Raw genomic sequence first — 17,563 nt, 5'->3', positions numbered from 1 at the left:
GCGATCGGGGCGATCAGTTCGACGTTGAACTTCAGGTTGTCGCCCGGCATCACCATCTCGGTGCCTTCCGGCAGCTGGACCATCCCGGTCACGTCGGTGGTGCGGAAGTAGAATTGCGGACGGTAGTTCGCAAAGAACGGCGTGTGACGGCCGCCTTCTTCCTTGGTCAGGATATAGGCTTCAGCTTCGAACTTGGTGTGCGGCGTCACCGACTTCGGCTTCGACAGAACCTGCCCACGCTCCACGCCTTCACGGTCGATGCCGCGCAGCAGAACGCCGACGTTGTCGCCAGCCTCACCACGATCCAGCAGCTTGCGGAACATCTCGACGCCGGTGCAGACCGACTTCTTGGTGTCGCGGATGCCGACGATCTCGACTTCGTCGCCGACGTTGATCACGCCGCGCTCCACACGCCCCGTGACAACGGTGCCGCGGCCCGAGATCGAGAACACGTCTTCGATCGGCATCAGGAACGGCTGGTCAACAGCGCGGGCCGGGGTCGGGATGTATTCGTCGACGGCCTTCATCAGGGCGTGGATCGAGTCTTCGCCGATGTCCTTGCGCTCGCCGATCATCGCCTGGTGGGCCGAGCCCTTGACGATCGGAATGTCATCGCCCGGGTATTCGTAGGACGAGAACAGCTCGCGGATTTCCATTTCCACCAGTTCGATCAGCTCTTCGTCATCAACAAGGTCAACCTTGTTCATGTAGCAGACCATGTAGGGAATGCCGACCTGACGGCCGAGCAGGATGTGCTCGCGCGTCTGCGGCATCGGGCCGTCCGAGGCGGCGCACACCAGGATCGCGCCGTCCATCTGCGCGGCGCCGGTGATCATGTTCTTCACATAGTCAGCGTGGCCGGGGCAGTCGACGTGGGCGTAGTGGCGGTTCGCGGTCTCGTATTCCACGTGTGCGGTCGAGATCGTGATCCCGCGGGCGCGCTCTTCCGGCGCACCGTCGATCTGGTCATAGGCGCGGAATTCGCCGTAGTACTTCGTGATCGCCGCCGTCAGCGTCGTCTTGCCGTGGTCAACGTGGCCAATCGTGCCAATGTTGACGTGCGGTTTGGTCCGTTCAAACTTTGCCTTTGCCATCTGGGCAACTCCTCATTCAGGGATCGGATGCGGCGGGTTGCCCCGCCCTACAGGGGTGGTAGGGCGGGGTTCTCCCCGCCACACCGGATTAAGCGTATTTCTTCTGGATCTCGTCCGAGATGTTCTGCGGAACCGCGTCGTAATGGTCGAACTCCATCGAGAACACGGCACGGCCCGAGGTCATCGAGCGCAGCGTGTTGATGTAGCCGAACATGTTGGCCAGCGGAACCATCGCCGAAATCACGTTGGCGTTGCCACGGCTGTCCTGACCCGTGACCATGCCCCGACGCGAGGTCAGGTCGCCGATGACGCCGCCGGTGTATTCTTCCGGGGTGACGACTTCGACTTTCATGATCGGTTCCAGCAGTTTCGCGCCGGCCTTCTTCAGACCTTCACGCATGGCTGCACGCGAGGCGATTTCGAACGCGAGCACCGAGGAGTCGACATCGTGGAACGCGCCGTCGATCAGCGCGACCTTGAAGTCGATCACCGGGAAGCCTGCCAGCGGACCGGAGTCCATGACCGACTTGATGCCCTTTTCGACGCCGGGGATGTATTCCTTCGGAACAGCACCACCCACGATCTTCGACTCGAACGAATAGCCTTCGCCCGGTTCGGTCGGCGAGATCACCAGCTTCACGCGCGCGAACTGGCCGGTACCACCGGTCTGCTTCTTGTGCGTGTAGTCGATTTCATGCTCGCGCGAGATCGTTTCGCGGTAAGCCACCTGCGGCGCACCGATGTTCGCCTCGACCTTGAACTCGCGACGCATACGGTCGACGAGGATGTCGAGGTGAAGTTCGCCCATGCCCTTCATGATCGTCTGGCCCGATTCGAGGTCGGTTTCCACACGGAAGGACGGGTCTTCGGCAGCCAGACGGGCCAAGGCGATGCCCATCTTTTCCTGGTCGGCCTTGGTCTTCGGTTCCACCGCGATCTCGATCACCGGGACCGGGAAGGTCATGGTTTCCAGAACGACGGGGTTTGCCGGGTCGCACAGGGTGTCGCCGGTGGTGGTCTCTTTCAGACCGCCAAGCGCGATGATGTCGCCTGCGAAGGCTTCGGTGATTTCCTCACGCTCGATGGCGTGCATCATCATCATGCGGCCAACGCGCTCTTTGCGCTGCTTGGTCGCGTTCATCATCGCGTCGCCCTTGGCCAGCTTGCCCGAATAGATGCGGGTAAAGGTCAAGGAACCCACGAAGGGGTCGTTCATGATCTTGAACGCCAGCGCCGAGAAGGGCTGCTCGTCATCGGCCGAACGGGCGATGTTACGGGTTTCCGTCTCGTCACCCGGCGCAAAGCCCATGTAGGGCGGCACGTCGAGCGGGCTGGGCAGATAGTCGATCACGGCGTTCAGGAGAGGCTGCACGCCCTTGTTCTTGAACGAGGAACCGGCCATCACGGGGATGAACTCGATGGCCAGCGTGCCCTTGCGGATCAGCTCGCGCAGCTTTTCCGGAGTGGGCTCGTTGCCCTCCAGATAGGCTTCCATCGCCTCGTCGTCCTGACCGACTGCCGTTTCCAGCAGGTTCAGGCGCCATTCGTCGGCTTCGTCCTTGAGCTCGGCACGGATCGGCTGGCGCTTCCAGGATGCGCCAAGGTCTTCGCCCTCATAGACCCATTCTTCCATGGTCACGAGGTCGATGATGCCTTCCAGCTTGTCTTCGGCACCGATCGGCAGGACGATCGGAACAGCATTCGCGCCGGTCCGGTCCTTGATCATGCGCACGCATTTCATGAAGTCGGCGCCGGTCTTGTCCATCTTGTTGACGAACACGATCCGCGGAACCTTGTAGCGGTCAGCCTGACGCCACACGGTTTCGGTCTGCGGCTCCACACCTGCGTTGCCATCCAGCAGAACGACAGCACCGTCGAGAACGGCGAGCGAACGCTCCACCTCGATGGTGAAGTCGACGTGGCCGGGGGTGTCGATGATGTTGAAGCGGTACTTCTTGGACTTGTCGGACCCGTCGGTGCCGGGATCGATCTGGCGGTTCCAGAAGGTGGTGGTCGCAGCAGAGGTGATGGTGATCCCACGCTCCTGCTCTTGCTCCATCCAGTCCATCGTCGCGGCGCCGTCATGCACCTCGCCGATCTTGTGGGACTTGCCTGTGTAATACAGGATGCGCTCGGACGTGGTGGTCTTGCCGGCATCAATGTGCGCAATGATGCCGAAGTTCCGGTAGCGATCCAGCGGATAGTCGCGTGCCATGTAAACCCCTTACCAGCGGTAGTGGCTGAACGCTTTGTTCGCGTCGGCCATCTTGTGGGTGTCTTCGCGCTTCTTCACGGCGGTGCCACGGTTGTTCACCGCGTCCGAGAGTTCGGCAGCCAGACGTTCTTCCATGGTGTTCTCGTTGCGCTTGCGGGCAGCGATGATCAGCCAGCGGATGGCCAGAGCTTCGCGGCGCTCGGAGCGCACTTCGACGGGAACCTGATACGTTGCACCACCGACGCGGCGCGAACGCACTTCGACGGAAGGTTTCACGTTTTCCAGCGCCTCATGGAAAGCCTGGATCGGTTCGCGCTTCAGGCGGGTCTCCACACGGGACAGCGCGCCATAGACGATGGATTCTGCAACGGATTTCTTTCCGTCCAGCATCAGGTTGTTCATGAACTTGGTCAGAACCCGGTCACCATACTTGGCATCGGGCAGGATTTCGCGTTTTTCAGCGGCGTGACGACGAGACATGTTTCAAACCCTCACTTCGGACGCTTCGCGCCATACTTCGAACGACGCTGACGACGTTCCTTCACGCCCTGGGTATCCAGAACACCGCGCAGGATGTGGTAACGCACACCCGGAAGGTCTTTCACACGGCCGCCACGGATCAGAACCACGGAGTGTTCCTGAAGGTTGTGCTTTTCACCGGGAATGTAGCTGATGACCTCAAAGCCATTGGTCAGACGCACCTTGGCGACTTTCCGCATAGCCGAGTTCGGCTTCTTCGGGGTGGTGGTGTAGACGCGGGTGCAAACGCCGCGCTTCTGGGGGCAAGCTTCCAAGTGCTGCGACTTGGTCTTGCGCACGTTAGGCTCCCGCGGTTTGCGGATGAGCTGCTGAATAGTCGGCATTCACGTTCCTCGTGTTGCTGTCAATACTCGCCCCGAACCTCGGGACACTGCTTCTCGACGTGTGCCAAGCGCGAATCGCAAAGCACAAAACCGCATCCATCCCCAGCGCAGGGATGACGCGGTGGACTTCCAGAGGATCGGGGCATTTTCAGCCCGGATCTTGACCACATCAAGCATTCTGGCTCCGAAATGCCGATCTCTCCGCATGTCAGATAGGCGGGCGTATAGGGGGAGTCGCGTCCGATGTCAACAGCAGCCCCCCTTGCTGCCTTGACGGCATCAGGCCGGGCGGGCCTTGACCTTGCGCTCGCGCCACAGGGTGAAGATGCCCGTCGCCACCACCAGGGCCGCCCCCATCAGCGTGAGCGGGTCGGGCAGCGCGCCGAATACCAGCCAGCCCAGCAGGATCGCCCAGATCAGCGCCGTATACCGGAACGGGGCCACAAAGCCGATGTCCCCCACCCGCATCACCATCACCGCGAACAGATAGCCCACCACCAGCGCCGCCGAGGCCGCGACCACCAGCACCCCCTGCCCCGCCGTCAGCGGTTGCCAGCCTTCGGCCAGACTGGTCAGGGCCGCCGCACCCGTCACCGCCACCGCAGACCAGACCGCCACCATCACCGACGGCACCTCGCGGCTGACGCTGCGGGTGCTCAGATCGCGCACCACCACGAACAGCACCGAAAGCAGCCCCATCAGCGACCAGATATCAAAGCCCTCGGGTCCGGGGCGAATGACGATCAGCACCCCGACAAAACCGATCAGGATGGCGGTCATCCGCCGCCAGCCGATCCGTTCCTTGAACACCAGCGCCGCCGCCAGCGTCACCGCCAGCGGCAGCGCCTGCATGATCGCCGACAGGTTGGCCAGCGGCATATGCATCAGCGCGGCCAGAAACAGCACCGTTGAAACAATCTCGGCAATGCAGCGCAGCCCGATGATCTTGCCATCCCGCCGCGTCAGCAGCGGTTTCCACTGGCCCATCAGCTTGGCAAGCACGATCAGCCCTGCCAGCATCAGCCCTCCACGCAGCGTAATGGCTTGAAACAGCGGCACATCCTGCGTCAGCGCCTTCATCGCGGTGTCGTTCAGCGTAAAGGCCGCCATCGCCACCATCATATAGACCGCGCCGCGCGCGTTATCGGAAAGCTGCATCGCCGTCTCCTGCCCTCGGTCCCTGCTTAGGCCGGGCAGGCCCTGCCGGAAAGGGGCAGAGATGTGTGGGTTACAATCTGGGGTTAGGAAACGGCCCGCCCTGTCATGGCGCACCGCGTGAAATGGGCGGGCCTTTCAGCCCGCCCTTTGCCCTGCGCTAATGCGACGCGCCCGACCCGCCGGCCGCGACGATGGTATAGGGCACACCCGCCACCGGAATCTTGCGCACTTCGGCAAAGGTGTCGGTCGCGATCATCCGCACCAGCCCCTGCAACGGATCGGTGATGGCAATATGGTCGCCCGCCACCGCCAGACGCGGGCGCGGGTCCCGCCAGTGACCGTCCATCGAATAGGGCTCCGTCACCTTCACGCTCTGCGTGATCTCGCCCGACAGAATGTCCAGCAGGTGCAACTGCCCGTCTTCCGTCAGGATATAGGCATTGCGCGCCTTCACAGGGTCCAGCGCGAAATCCACCCGCCGGGTCGGCAGGTCAACCTTGCGGAACGGGGTATCGCTGCCCGGTTCGATCAGCACCACGGCATCGGCCCCGTAATTGCCCAGAAACACCTGCAAGGCGGTGCCACCCTTGAGGGTCGAGACATTCCCCTCTCCCAGATCTGCCGTCGGCAGGTGCTGGAACTGCGGTGCGCCGCCCGATGGCCCCGGCGTCGCCAGCACCACACCATCCTTGCAGCCAAAGGCAAAGACCCGTGCCGATTGCGCTTGCCCGTGAACACCGGGGCAGTCCACGCCCTCGCCCACTTGCGCGCCGGACTGGTCCAACAGCTTCAGCCCGCGCCGTGGCTCCTCCGGCGTTTCTCCCGGCATCGACACCACCAGATAGGCACCCATCGGCGCGGCAAGGCCGTGATGGGCCGCCCCCGGCTCCAGCACTTGCGGCACAAAGCTGCCCTCATGCAGCGCGCTTTCGTCAAAGACCGTCACAGCGCCCGTGCCATCATCAAACAGCGCGATCCGGCCCGATCCGTCCACCACATGCGCCGGTTTGGTGCCGGTCAGTGTCAGGTCCAGTAGTGCCGCATCGCTGACCTTCAGATCGGCATGGTCGCCGTGGTCCTCCACCGCAAGGCCGGTGTCGATCACCGCCACCTTGCCCGCATCGCCCTGCACCGCAAAAACCGTGCGGCCACTTGCGCTCGCGGTCAGCGCAGGCGTCATGTCGATGGCGAACTCGGCCAGGGCGTCGCCGGTTTCGGCATCAAAGGCCCGCACGACACCCTGCGCGTGATCCCCGATGAACAGCCGGTACTGGCTCTCTGTCGTGCCTTCGGCCCAGACTGCCGTTCCAGCCAGCGCCGTCAGCGTGGCCAAGGCCAGCACATTGCTGGCCGCAGATGAAATGCGGGTCATCCCCACCTCCTTTGTCAGATGTGGGATGTTGTTATAGTATAACATAACTGATAGCCAGAGACGAATGCGGGAAAATCGGTTTCGGTCTGCTCCCCCGCGCCAGAACCGGCCATTCCTTGCCAAATCATTAACACGCGAGGGTTAAGTAGTTGATTTCATTACATCCGTAGCCTTGTAACACAGGGGACAAAGAAAAACCCCCGCCTGCATCGCTGCAGGCGGGGGTCATCTTCAGATCAGACCGGCAGGGTCTCAGTCGCGGCTGTCAAAGGGGTCGGCCAGACCGACTTCCTTCTCCAGATCGATCACGTCCTCCATCGGAGCAGCAAGGGCAGCGGCCTGCTCGGCCTCACCCCGACGCGCCTCGATCACGTTTGTGTCCCGATCCGCGGCGATCTTCTTGACCTTGCTGGTCGCCCCGCCCGTGCCTGCCGGGATCAACCGGCCGACGATGACGTTCTCTTTCAGGCCGACCAGCTTGTCCCGCTTGCCCTGCACCGAAGCCTCGGTGAGCACCCGCGTGGTCTCCTGGAAGGAGGCCGCCGAGATGAACGACCGGGTCTGAAGCGACGCCTTGGTGATCCCCAGCAGCACCGGCTCGGCCTTCGCCTCGCGCCCGCCACGATTGCGGGCCTTCTGGTTCTCTTCCTCCAGCTCGATCTTCTCGACCTGCTCGCCCTTCAGCAGCGTGGTGTCGCCCCCGTCAAGCACCTCGAGCTTCACCAGCATCTGCCGGACGATGACCTCGATATGCTTGTCGTTGATCTTCACGCCCTGCAGCCGGTAAACGTCCTGCACCTCGTCGATCATATAGTTCGCAAGCGCCTCGACCCCCATGATCCGCAGGATGTCATGCGGAGCCGGGTTGCCGTCCATGATGTAGTCACCCTTCTGGACGAAGTCGCCTTCCTGAACGGGAATGTGCTTGCCCTTGGGGATCATGTATTCCACGGCCTGCATGGTCTCATCGACCGGCTCGACCGTGATGCGGCGCTTGTTCTTGTAGTCCTTGCCGAAGCGGACATAGCCGTCCATCTCGGCGATGATCGCGTGGTCCTTCGGACGGCGGGCTTCGAACAATTCCGCCACGCGGGGAAGACCCCCGGTGATGTCCTTGGTCTTGGCGCCTTCGCGCGGGATACGGGCCACCACGTCGCCGGGCTTGATATCCTGCTGGTCTTCGACCGACAGGATCGCATCCACCGACATCGGGTAGCTGATCGGATTGCCATTCTCGCCGCGCACCGGCTCTCCGGTGGACGGGTCCATGATGATGACCTCTGGCTTGAGATCATTGCCCTTCGGCGCGGAGCGCCAGTCGGCCACGATCTTCTGCGTCATGCCGGTGGCATCGTCGGTATCTTCGCGGACCGAGATCCCCGAAACCAGATCGACGAACTTCGCCACACCGCCTTTTTCGGCGATGATCGGCAGGGTGTAGGGGTCCCATTCGAACAGCTTGGCGCCGCGCTTCACCTCGGCCCCGTCCTTGACGTGGATCTTGGAGCCATAGGTGATCTTGTGCACCGCCCGTTCCTGACCGGCATCATCGACAATCGCGATCGACATGTTCCGGCCCATCACGATCTGCTCGCCATTGGCGTTTTCCAGCAGGTTGGCGTTCCGGAACTCGATCTTGCCCTCTTGGCTGGCCTCGAGGAACGACTGCTGACCACCCTGCGCAATACCCCCGATGTGGAAGGTCCGCATCGTAAGCTGGGTCCCCGGTTCCCCGATGGACTGGGCGGCGATGATGCCGACAGCCTCGCCCGAGTTGACCAAGGTGCCGCGGGCAAGGTCACGCCCGTAGCACATGGCGCAGACGCCCTCTTCCGCCTCACAGGTCAGCGGCGAGCGGATGCGCATGACCGCGATGCCGGCCTGTTCGATCAGGTCGGCACGACGCTCGTCGATCAGCTCACCGGCGGCCACCAGCACTTCGTCGGTGCCGGGAACCAGCACGTCATCGGCCGAGACGCGGCCCAGAACGCGGTCTGCCAGCGTCTGGATCACTTCGCCATCATTGACAGCCGCTTGCGCGGTGATCGCCCGGTCGGTGCCGCAATCATGGGCGCGAACGATGCAATCCTGCGCCACGTCCACCAGACGACGGGTCAGATAACCCGAGTTTGCCGTCTTCAACGCCGTGTCCGACAGACCCTTACGGGCACCGTGGGTCGAGTTGAAGTATTCAAGAACGGTCAGACCTTCCTTGAAGTTCGAGATGATCGGCGTTTCGATGATCGCGCCGTTCGGCTTCGACATCAGGCCGCGCATCCCGCCCAGCTGTTTCATCTGGCTGACCGAACCCCGCGCACCGGAGTGGGCCATCATATAGACCGAGTTCGGTTCCTGTTCCGCGCCTTCGGCGTTGAAACGGGGGGCCGAGATGGTCGACATCATGGCTTCGGTCAGCTTGTCGTTGCACTTCGACCAGGCATCGACAACCTTGTTATACTTCTCGCCCTGGGTGATCAGGCCGTCCATATACTGCTGTTCGAATTCCTTCACCTGATCGCGGACTTCGCCGACGATGTCCCACTTGTTCTCGGGGATCAGCATATCGTCCTTGCCGAACGAGATGCCAGCCTTGAACGCCTCACGGAAGCCCATCGTCATGATCTGGTCACAGAAGATCACCGACTCTTTCTGGCCGCAGTAGCGGTAGACGGTGTCGATGACGTTCTGCACGTCTTTTTTCCGCAGCAGGCGGTTGACCAGATCGAACGGAGCCTTGGCGTTCAGAGGCAAAAGGTTGCCCAGACGCAGACGGCCCGGCGTGGTGTCAAAGCGCTTCCACACTTCGTTGCCATGCTCGTCAATCTGCTTGATGCGCGCCTTGATCTTGGCATGAAGATGCACGGCACCGGCGGACAGGGCGTGTTCCACCTCGTCCACATTGGTGAAGACCATGCCTTCGCCGACCATGCCTTTGCGTTCCATGGTCGTGTAATACAGGCCAAGAACCATATCCTGCGACGGCACGATGATCGGCGCGCCGTTGGCGGGCGACAGCACGTTGTTGGTCGACATCATCAGGACGCGCGCTTCCAGCTGGGCCTCAAGGCTCAGCGGGACGTGGACTGCCATCTGGTCACCGTCGAAGTCGGCGTTGAAGGCCGAGCAGACGAGCGGGTGCAGCTGGATCGCCTTGCCTTCGATCAGGATCGGCTCGAAGGCCTGGATACCCAGACGGTGCAGCGTCGGCGCGCGGTTCAGAAGCACGGGATGTTCGCGGATGACTTCATCCAGGATATCCCAGACCTCGGGGCGTTCCTTCTCGACCAGCTTCTTCGCCTGCTTCACGGTGCTGGACAGGCCCTTGGCCTCCAGACGCGAGTAGATGAAGGGCTTGAACAGTTCGAGCGCCATCTTCTTCGGCAGGCCGCACTGGTGCAGCTTGAGTTCCGGCCCCGTGACGATGACCGAACGGCCCGAGAAGTCGACGCGCTTGCCGAGCAGGTTCTGACGGAACCGGCCCTGCTTGCCTTTCAGCATGTCCGACAGCGACTTCAGCGGGCGCTTGTTGGTGCCCGTGATGACGCGGCCGCGACGGCCGTTGTCGAAGAGCGCGTCGACCGCTTCCTGCAGCATCCGCTTTTCGTTCCGGACGATGATGTCCGGCGCGCGCAGTTCGATCAGCCGCTTCAGGCGGTTGTTGCGGTTGATGACGCGGCGGTAGAGGTCGTTGAGGTCAGACGTGGCAAAGCGGCCGCCGTCCAGCGGGACCAGCGGGCGCAGTTCCGGCGGGATCACCGGAAGCACGGTCAGCACCATCCACTCGGGGCGGTTGCCCGACTCGAGGAAGGACTCCACGATCTTCAAGCGCTTGATGATCTTCTTCGGCTTCAGCTCGCCCGTTGCTTCCTTGAGTTCCTCGCGGAGCGTGTCGGCAGTCTGTTCCAGATCGATGGCTGCCAGCATTTCGCGGATCGCTTCAGCGCCGATGTTGGCGGTGAAGGCGTCGGCGCCATACTGGTCCTGCGCGTCGAGGAATTCTTCCTCGGTCATCAGCTGGCCGTAGGTCAGGTCGGTCAGACCCGGCTCGATGACGACATAGTTTTCGAAGTAGAGGATGCGTTCCAGATCGCGCAGCGTCATGTCCAGCATGAGGCCGATCCGGGACGGCAGCGACTTCAGGAACCAGATGTGCGCGACGGGGGCGGCGAGCTCGATATGGCCCATCCGCTCGCGACGCACCTTCTGGAGCGTGACTTCAACGCCGCACTTTTCGCAGACGACGCCGCGATACTTCATGCGTTTGTATTTGCCGCAGAGGCATTCGTAATCCTTGATCGGCCCGAAGATACGGGCGCAGAACAGGCCGTCACGCTCGGGCTTGAAGGTCCGGTAATTGATGGTTTCCGGCTTCTTGATCTCGCCGAAGGACCACGACAGGATGCGCTCTGGCGAGGCCAGAGAGATCTTGATTTCGTCAAAGGTCTTGAGCGGCGCAACCGGGTTGAACGGGTTGGTGCTGAGTTCCTGGTTCATTTCATACCTTATGAATGGGGGCGGCGGGGGAAGGTGTGGTGCGTGCAAGCACGCACCCTACGGTCTCTGGGTAGGGTGCGTGCTTGCACGCACCCTCCTGAAACGACGTCACTCTTCCTCCGCATCCAGGAGTTCCATGTTGAGGCCCAAACCGCGGACCTCCTTGACGAGAACGTTGAACGATTCCGGCACGCCGGCCTCGAAGTTGTCCTCGCCCTTGACGATCGACTCGTAAACCTTGGTCCGGCCTGCCACATCGTCCGACTTCACCGTCAGCATTTCCTGCAGGGTGTAGGCGGCGCCGTAGGCTTCCAGGGCCCAGACCTCCATCTCCCCCAGACGCTGACCACCGAACTGTGCCTTACCGCCCAAGGGCTGCTGGGTGACCAGCGAGTAAGGCCCGGTCGAGCGGGCGTGCAGCTTGTCGTCGACAAGGTGGTGCAGCTTGAGCATGTATTTCACGCCCACCGTCACCTTGCGCTGGAACTGCTCACCCGTGCGGCCATCGAACACCACCGACTGGCCCGAGGTGTCGAAACCTGCGCGTGTCAGCGCGTCGTTCACGTCAGCCTCTTTGGCGCCGTCGAAGACCGGGGTCGCAATCGGCACGCCCTTGGTCACGTTGCCCGCCAGTTCCAGCAGATCGTCGTCGTCACGATCCGCGAAAGCCTCGGCATAGGTGTCTTCACCGTAAGCGATCCGCATGGCTTCCTTGACAGGCGTCAGATCTCCCTTGCGGCGATACTCTTTCAGAGCCTCGTCGATCTGGAGGCCCAGACCGCGTGCGGCCCACCCCATATGGGTTTCAAGGATCTGCCCCACGTTCATCCGCGACGGCACGCCGAGCGGGTTGAGCACGAGGTCGACTGCGGTGCCATCGGCGAGGAACGGCATATCCTCGATCGGAACGACCTTGGAGATAACGCCCTTGTTGCCGTGACGTCCGGCCATCTTGTCGCCCGGCTGCAGCTTGCGCTTCACCGCCACAAAGACCTTGACCATCTTCATCACGCCCGGAGGCAGATCGTCGCCGCGACGGACCTTTTCGACCTTGTCCTCGAAGCGGTGCTCGAGCGCGCGCTTCTGGGCTTCGAACTGGTCATGCAGGGCCTCGACATCCTTGGCCTCTGCTTCTTCGCCAAGGGCAAGCTGCCACCACTGGCCGCGCGACAGCGTGCCCAGCAGTTCCTCGTCAATGGTCGAGCCGGCCTTGATGCCCTTCGGACCCTTCACGGCAGTCTTGCCCATGATCAGCGTCTTGAGGCGCGCATAGATGTTACGCTCGAGGATGGCCAATTCGTCGTCACGGTCGCGGGCGAGGCGTTCGACTTCCTCACGCTCGATCTGGAGCGCGCGTTCGTCCTTGTCCACACCGTGGCGGTTGAACACACGCACCTCAACGATGGTGCCATAAGCCCCCGGCGGCAGGCGCAGCGACGTGTCGCGCACGTCAGACGCCTTTTCACCGAAGATGGCGCGCAGCAGCTTTTCTTCCGGCGTCATCGGCGATTCACCTTTGGGGGTGATCTTGCCGACCAGAATGTCGCCCGGCTGCACTTCGGCCCCGATGTAGACGATGCCCGCCTCGTCGAGGTTGCGCAGCGCTTCTTCACCCACGTTCGGAATGTCGCGGGTGATTTCCTCGGGCCCAAGCTTGGTGTCACGGGCGGCGACTTCGTATTCCTCGATGTGGATCGAGGTGAACACGTCGTCGCGCAGGATGCGTTCCGAAATCAGGATCGAGTCTTCATAGTTGTAGCCGTTCCACGGCATGAAGGCGACGATCACGTTCCGGCCAAGGGCCAGTTCGCCGAAATCGGTGCAAGGGCCATCGGCGATGACCTGTGCCCGTTCCACCGTGTCACCGACCTTAACCAGCGGGCGCTGGTTGATGCAGGACGACTGGTTCGAGCGCTTGAACTTGCGCAGACGGTAGATGTCGACACCCGGCTCGCCGGGTTCCAGCATCTCGGTGGCGCGCACGACGATACGGGTCGCGTCCACCTGATCGATGATGCCGGCACGGCGCGCCATGATGGCAGCACCAGAGTCGCGAGCCACCACGGCTTCGATGCCGGTGCCCACGAAGGGTGCGTCGGCCTGCAACAGCGGAACCGCCTGACGCTGCATGTTCGAACCCATGAGTGCGCGGTTGGCGTCGTCATTTTCAAGGAAGGGGATCAGCGAGGCCGCGACCGAAACAAGCTGCTTGGGCGAGACGTCGATCAGGTCGATCGCATCTGGCGGGTTCAGCATGAATTCGCCCGCTTTCCGGCTGGAAATCAGGTCATCCGTGAAGCGGCCCTCGGCATCCTGCGCAGCGTTTGCCTGAGCAACCGTGTGGCGCATCTCTTCGGTCGCCGACATATAGACAACCTCGTCGGTCACCTTGTTGTCGATCACCTTGCGGTACGGGGTTTCGATGAAGCCGTATTTGTTCACGCGGGCAAAGGTGGCCAGCGAGTTGATCAGACCGATGTTCTGACCTTCGGGCGTTTCGATCGGGCACATCCGGCCGTAGTGGGTCGGGTGGACGTCGCGGACTTCGAAGCCTGCGCGTTCGCGGGTCAGACCGCCCGGCCCGAGCGCCGACAGGCGGCGCTTGTGCGTCACTTCCGACAGCGGGTTGGTCTGGTCCATGAACTGCGACAGCTGCGAGGAGCCGAAGAATTCACGCACCGCAGCCGCAGCCGGTTTGGCGTTGATCAGGTCTTGCGGCATGATCGTATCGATTTCGACCGAAGACATGCGTTCCTTGATCGCCCGCTCCATCCGCAGAAGGCCGACGCGATACTGGTTCTCCATCAATTCGCCGACCGAGCGGACCCGGCGGTTGCCGAGGTGGTCGATGTCGTCGATCTCGCCCTTGCCGTCGCGAAGTTCGGTCAGTGCCTTGATGCAGGCGATGATGTCGTCGCGGTCCAGCGTGCGCTGGGTGTCAGGCTTGCCCAGATCGAGGCGCATGTTCATCTTGACCCGGCCAACGGCGGACAGGTCATAGCGGTCCTTGTCGAAGAACAGCGTGTCGAACAGCTGGCTTGCCGCTTCCACGGTCGGCGGCTCGCCCGGACGCATGACGCGGTAGATGTCCATCAGCGCGGTGTCGCGGCCCATGTTCTTGTCGGCAGCCATCGTGTTGCGGATGTAGGGGCCGACGTTGACGTTATCGATGTCGAGAACCGGAATATCGGTGATGCCCTGATCCAGCAGCACCTTGACGCTGCCGCCCTTGACCTCGCCGTCACGGTCCAGTTCCCAAGTCAGCTCGTCACCCGCTTCGACCCAGATCTCGCCGGTTTCTTCGTTGATGATGTCCTTGGCGACATAGCGGCCAAGGATATGATCGAAGGGCACCAGCAGTTCGGTGATCTCGCCCTCGTCGATCCACTTCTTGACCATGCGCGGCGTGGCTTTCTCGCCGGCCTTGAGGATGACTTCGCCGGTCGAGGCATCGACCAGATCGAACGTCGGACGGGTGCCGCGCACGCGGTCGGGAAAGAACTTGGTGACCCAGCCCTTGTTCTTCACATAGCGGTAATTCACGGTGTTGTAGTAAGCGTCCATGATCGCTTCCTGATCCATGCCAAGGGCATAGAGCAGGGTCGTCACCGGCAGTTTCCGGCGGCGGTCGATACGGGCGAACACGATGTCTTTCGCGTCAAACTCGAAGTCCAGCCACGAGCCGCGATACGGGATGATGCGGCAGGCGAACAGCAGTTTGCCCGAGGAATGGGTCTTGCCCTTGTCATGGTCGAAGAACACACCGGGCGACCGGTGCATCTGGCTGACGATCACACGCTCGGTGCCGTTCACGATGAACGTCCCGTTCGAGGTCATCAGGGGCATGTCGCCCATGTAGACGTCCTGTTCCTTGATGTCCTTGACCGACCGGGCGCCGGTGGTTTCGTCGACATCGAACACGATCAGGCGCAAGGTGACCTTCAGCGGCGCGGCATAGGTCATGTCGCGCTGCTGGCATTCGTCAACGTCATACTTGGGCTTTTCCAGCTCGTATTTCACGAATTCAAGAACGGCCGTTTCGTTGAAGTCCTTGATCGGAAACACCGATTGGAAGGTTCCCTGAATCCCCTCGCCATCGGCGGGCTTCGGGCCATCACCCGAGTTCAGGAACAAATCATAAGAAGATTTCTGAACCTCGATCAGGTTCGGCATCTCCAGAACTTCACGGATCTTGCCATAATAGCGGCGGATGCGTTTCTGGCCTACGTAAGCTTGCGCCATGCTCGTCGTCACCTTTGTCTGTCGTGTCGCGGGCGATTGAACGTCGGGCCACGTTCAGTCGCCGCTGGCGAAGGAGGGTTGGCTCTATTCATGCGATCCGTCCCGCAGGACCGCTCCCGAGCCTCGCCGCACCTGGAGAGGGGTTTCCGCGGAAACACCTTTCAAGACGCGTTTGGCTGGGGACGGATTCCTCCATCCCCAGCCGGAAGTCATCGTTGCGAATTGCTCCGCAAACGCGATTACTTCAGCTCGACCTTGGCGCCAGCCTCTTCGAGCTTCTTCTTGAAGCCTTCTGCGTCGGCTTTCGAGACTTGCTCTTTCACCTTGCCGCCAGCTTCGACCAGATCCTTGGCTTCTTTCAGGCCCAGACCGGTGATCGCGCGCACTTCCTTGATCACGTTGATCTTGTTTGCGCCAGCGTCGGTCAGAACGACGTCGAATTCGGTCTGCTCTTCTGCCGGGGCAGCAGCAGCACCAGCTGCCGGGCCAGCAACCATGACAGCGCCGCCAGCTGCGGGCTCGATGCCATACTTGTCTTTCAGGATGGTTTTCAATTCCTGAGCCTGCAGCAGGGTCAGGCCAACGATGTCTTCGGCGAGTTTGTTCAGATCAGCCATTTTTTCATTCCGTTAATAAAGATGGGGTTCCAACGACGTGAGATCAACCCACGCGAGACGCGAAGATCAGGCCGCAGCCTTTTCCTCGATGGTCGACAGGATGCTTGCGATGTTCGAAGCAGGCGCGCCAATCGCACCAGCGATGTTCGAAGCAGGAGCACCGATGCACGACACGATCTGAGCGATAAGCTCTTCACGCGACGGCATGGAGGCAACAGCTTTGACACCAGCCTGGTCCAGAACCGTGTCACCCATTGCGCCGCCGAGGATCACGAACTTGTCGTTCCCCTTGGCATAGGCTTCGGTCACCTTCGCAGCAGCGACAGGATCTTCCGAATAGGCAAACACAGTCATGCCCGTCAGAAGGTCACCCATTTTAGCGCCGGGTTTGCCTTCAAGGGCGATCTTGGCGAGCTTGTTCTTGGCAACGCGAACGGACCCACCTACTTCGCGCATTTTCGCGCGCAGGTCCTGCATCTGTGCAACCGTCATTCCCGCGTAGTGAGCAATCACCACAACGCCAGAGCTTTCGAAGATTTGGCCGAGTTCCTCGACCACTTTCTCTTTCTGGGCTCTATCCACAGTTTCACTCCAAGTATGGGGGTCTCCCCCCGGCTCAAGTTGGCCCCGATGGTCTGGGGCATTCGGGTCCGCGAAGGGTTCCGTAGGCCAAGATCACCCGAAGGTGAAAATCGTCTCGTTCCCCATCTCAGGCAGGAAATTAAGGCCGGATGGCCACCCACCGTCTCGGACAGGACCGGGCGGCGTGCGCCCGGCCATCCCTTCCCCGAAGGGTCGGGAATTCAAAAACCTCAGGCCGAAGCCGAGGTCAGGTCGACCGCAACGCCCGGACCCATCGTCGAAGAAAGCGACACTTTCTTCACATAGGTGCCCTTTGCGCCAGTCGGGCGGGCCTTGGTCACGGCATCGACGAAAGCGCGGACGTTTTCAGCCAGCTTTGCATCGTCGAACGAGATCTTGCCGATTCCGGCATGGATCACGCCGGCCTTTTCGACCTTGAACTGCACTTCGCCGCCCTTGGCAGCTTCGACAGCGGTTTTCACGTCCATCGTCACCGTGCCGACCTTCGGGTTCGGCATCAGGTTGCGCGGGCCAAGGATCTTGCCCAGACGGCCAACGATCGGCATCATGTCCGGCGTCGCGATGCAACGGTCGAACTCGATCTTGCCCTGCTGGATGGTTTCCATCAGGTCTTCGGCGCCAACGATGTCTGCACCGGCGGCCTTGGCTTCGTCAGCCTTGGCGCCACGGGCGAACACGGCGACGCGCACGGTCTTGCCAGTGCCGTTCGGCAGCTGGACCACACCGCGGACCATCTGGTCGGCGTGGCGCGGGTCAACGCCGAGGTTCATCGCGATTTCCAGCGTCTCGTCAAACTTGGCCGAAGCGGCCTTCTTGATCAGCGCAACGGCATCCTCGACGGAAACCATGTTTTTGCCGTCGAAAAGGGCGCGCGCAGCAGCGGTGCGTTTTGCAACTTTTGCCAT

The 17,563-nt window shown here is 61.7% G+C and carries 11 protein-coding genes; all 11 read right to left on the bottom strand.

The annotated features are described in order from the left end of the window. The coding region (tuf, locus tag G3572_RS11750; protein ID WP_164612544.1) for an elongation factor Tu at positions 1-1,094 on the bottom strand (1,094 nt) is incomplete at its 3' end. Between the two features lie 88 nt (positions 1,095-1,182). Next, on the bottom strand, positions 1,183-3,309 hold the full coding sequence (fusA, locus tag G3572_RS11745) for an elongation factor G (RefSeq protein ID WP_164611993.1): 2,127 nt from the start codon (positions 3,307-3,309) through the stop codon (positions 1,183-1,185). A 9-nt stretch (positions 3,310-3,318) separates the two neighbouring features. Next, positions 3,319-3,789, bottom strand: coding sequence for a 30S ribosomal protein S7 (gene rpsG / locus G3572_RS11740; protein WP_100195924.1), 471 nt, complete (start codon positions 3,787-3,789; stop codon positions 3,319-3,321). An 11-nt stretch (positions 3,790-3,800) separates the two neighbouring features. Then, positions 3,801-4,172, bottom strand: a complete 372-nt coding sequence (gene rpsL / locus G3572_RS11735; protein ID WP_100195923.1) for a 30S ribosomal protein S12 — start codon at positions 4,170-4,172, stop codon at positions 3,801-3,803. Positions 4,173-4,451: 279 nt separating this feature from the next. Beyond that, positions 4,452-5,330: a DMT family transporter gene (locus tag G3572_RS11730; RefSeq protein ID WP_164611991.1), complete on the bottom strand. Its 879-nt coding sequence runs from the start codon at positions 5,328-5,330 to the stop codon at positions 4,452-4,454. Between the two features lie 157 nt (positions 5,331-5,487). Next, the gene (locus G3572_RS11725) at positions 5,488-6,702 is read right to left on the bottom strand and encodes a metallochaperone AztD (RefSeq protein WP_164611989.1); all 1,215 of its coding nucleotides are present in this window, start codon (positions 6,700-6,702) and stop codon (positions 5,488-5,490) included. A 252-nt stretch (positions 6,703-6,954) separates the two neighbouring features. Further along, complete coding sequence (gene rpoC, locus G3572_RS11720; RefSeq protein WP_164611987.1) at positions 6,955-11,196, bottom strand: DNA-directed RNA polymerase subunit beta'; 4,242 nt, start codon at positions 11,194-11,196, stop codon at positions 6,955-6,957. Positions 11,197-11,304: 108 nt separating this feature from the next. After that, positions 11,305-15,438 carry a DNA-directed RNA polymerase subunit beta gene (gene rpoB / locus G3572_RS11715; protein WP_164611985.1) on the bottom strand — a complete coding sequence of 1,378 codons (4,134 nt, stop codon included), beginning with the start codon at positions 15,436-15,438 and terminating at the stop codon, positions 11,305-11,307. Positions 15,439-15,677: 239 nt separating this feature from the next. Continuing rightward, positions 15,678-16,055 carry a 50S ribosomal protein L7/L12 gene (gene rplL, locus G3572_RS11710; RefSeq protein WP_164611983.1) on the bottom strand — a complete coding sequence of 126 codons (378 nt, stop codon included), beginning with the start codon at positions 16,053-16,055 and terminating at the stop codon, positions 15,678-15,680. A gap of 66 nt (positions 16,056-16,121) precedes the next feature. After that, positions 16,122-16,637, bottom strand: a complete 516-nt coding sequence (rplJ, locus tag G3572_RS11705) for a 50S ribosomal protein L10 (RefSeq protein ID WP_164611981.1) — start codon at positions 16,635-16,637, stop codon at positions 16,122-16,124. Positions 16,638-16,867: 230 nt separating this feature from the next. Continuing rightward, positions 16,868-17,563: a 50S ribosomal protein L1 gene (gene rplA / locus G3572_RS11700; protein WP_164611979.1), complete on the bottom strand. Its 696-nt coding sequence runs from the start codon at positions 17,561-17,563 to the stop codon at positions 16,868-16,870.

It is taken from the genome of Pseudotabrizicola algicola (assembly GCF_010915705.1).
Taxonomy (GTDB): domain Bacteria; phylum Pseudomonadota; class Alphaproteobacteria; order Rhodobacterales; family Rhodobacteraceae; genus Pseudotabrizicola; species Pseudotabrizicola algicola.
Note: the sequence above shows the minus strand (reverse complement) of the source record. Positions and strands in the feature narration are given on the sequence as shown.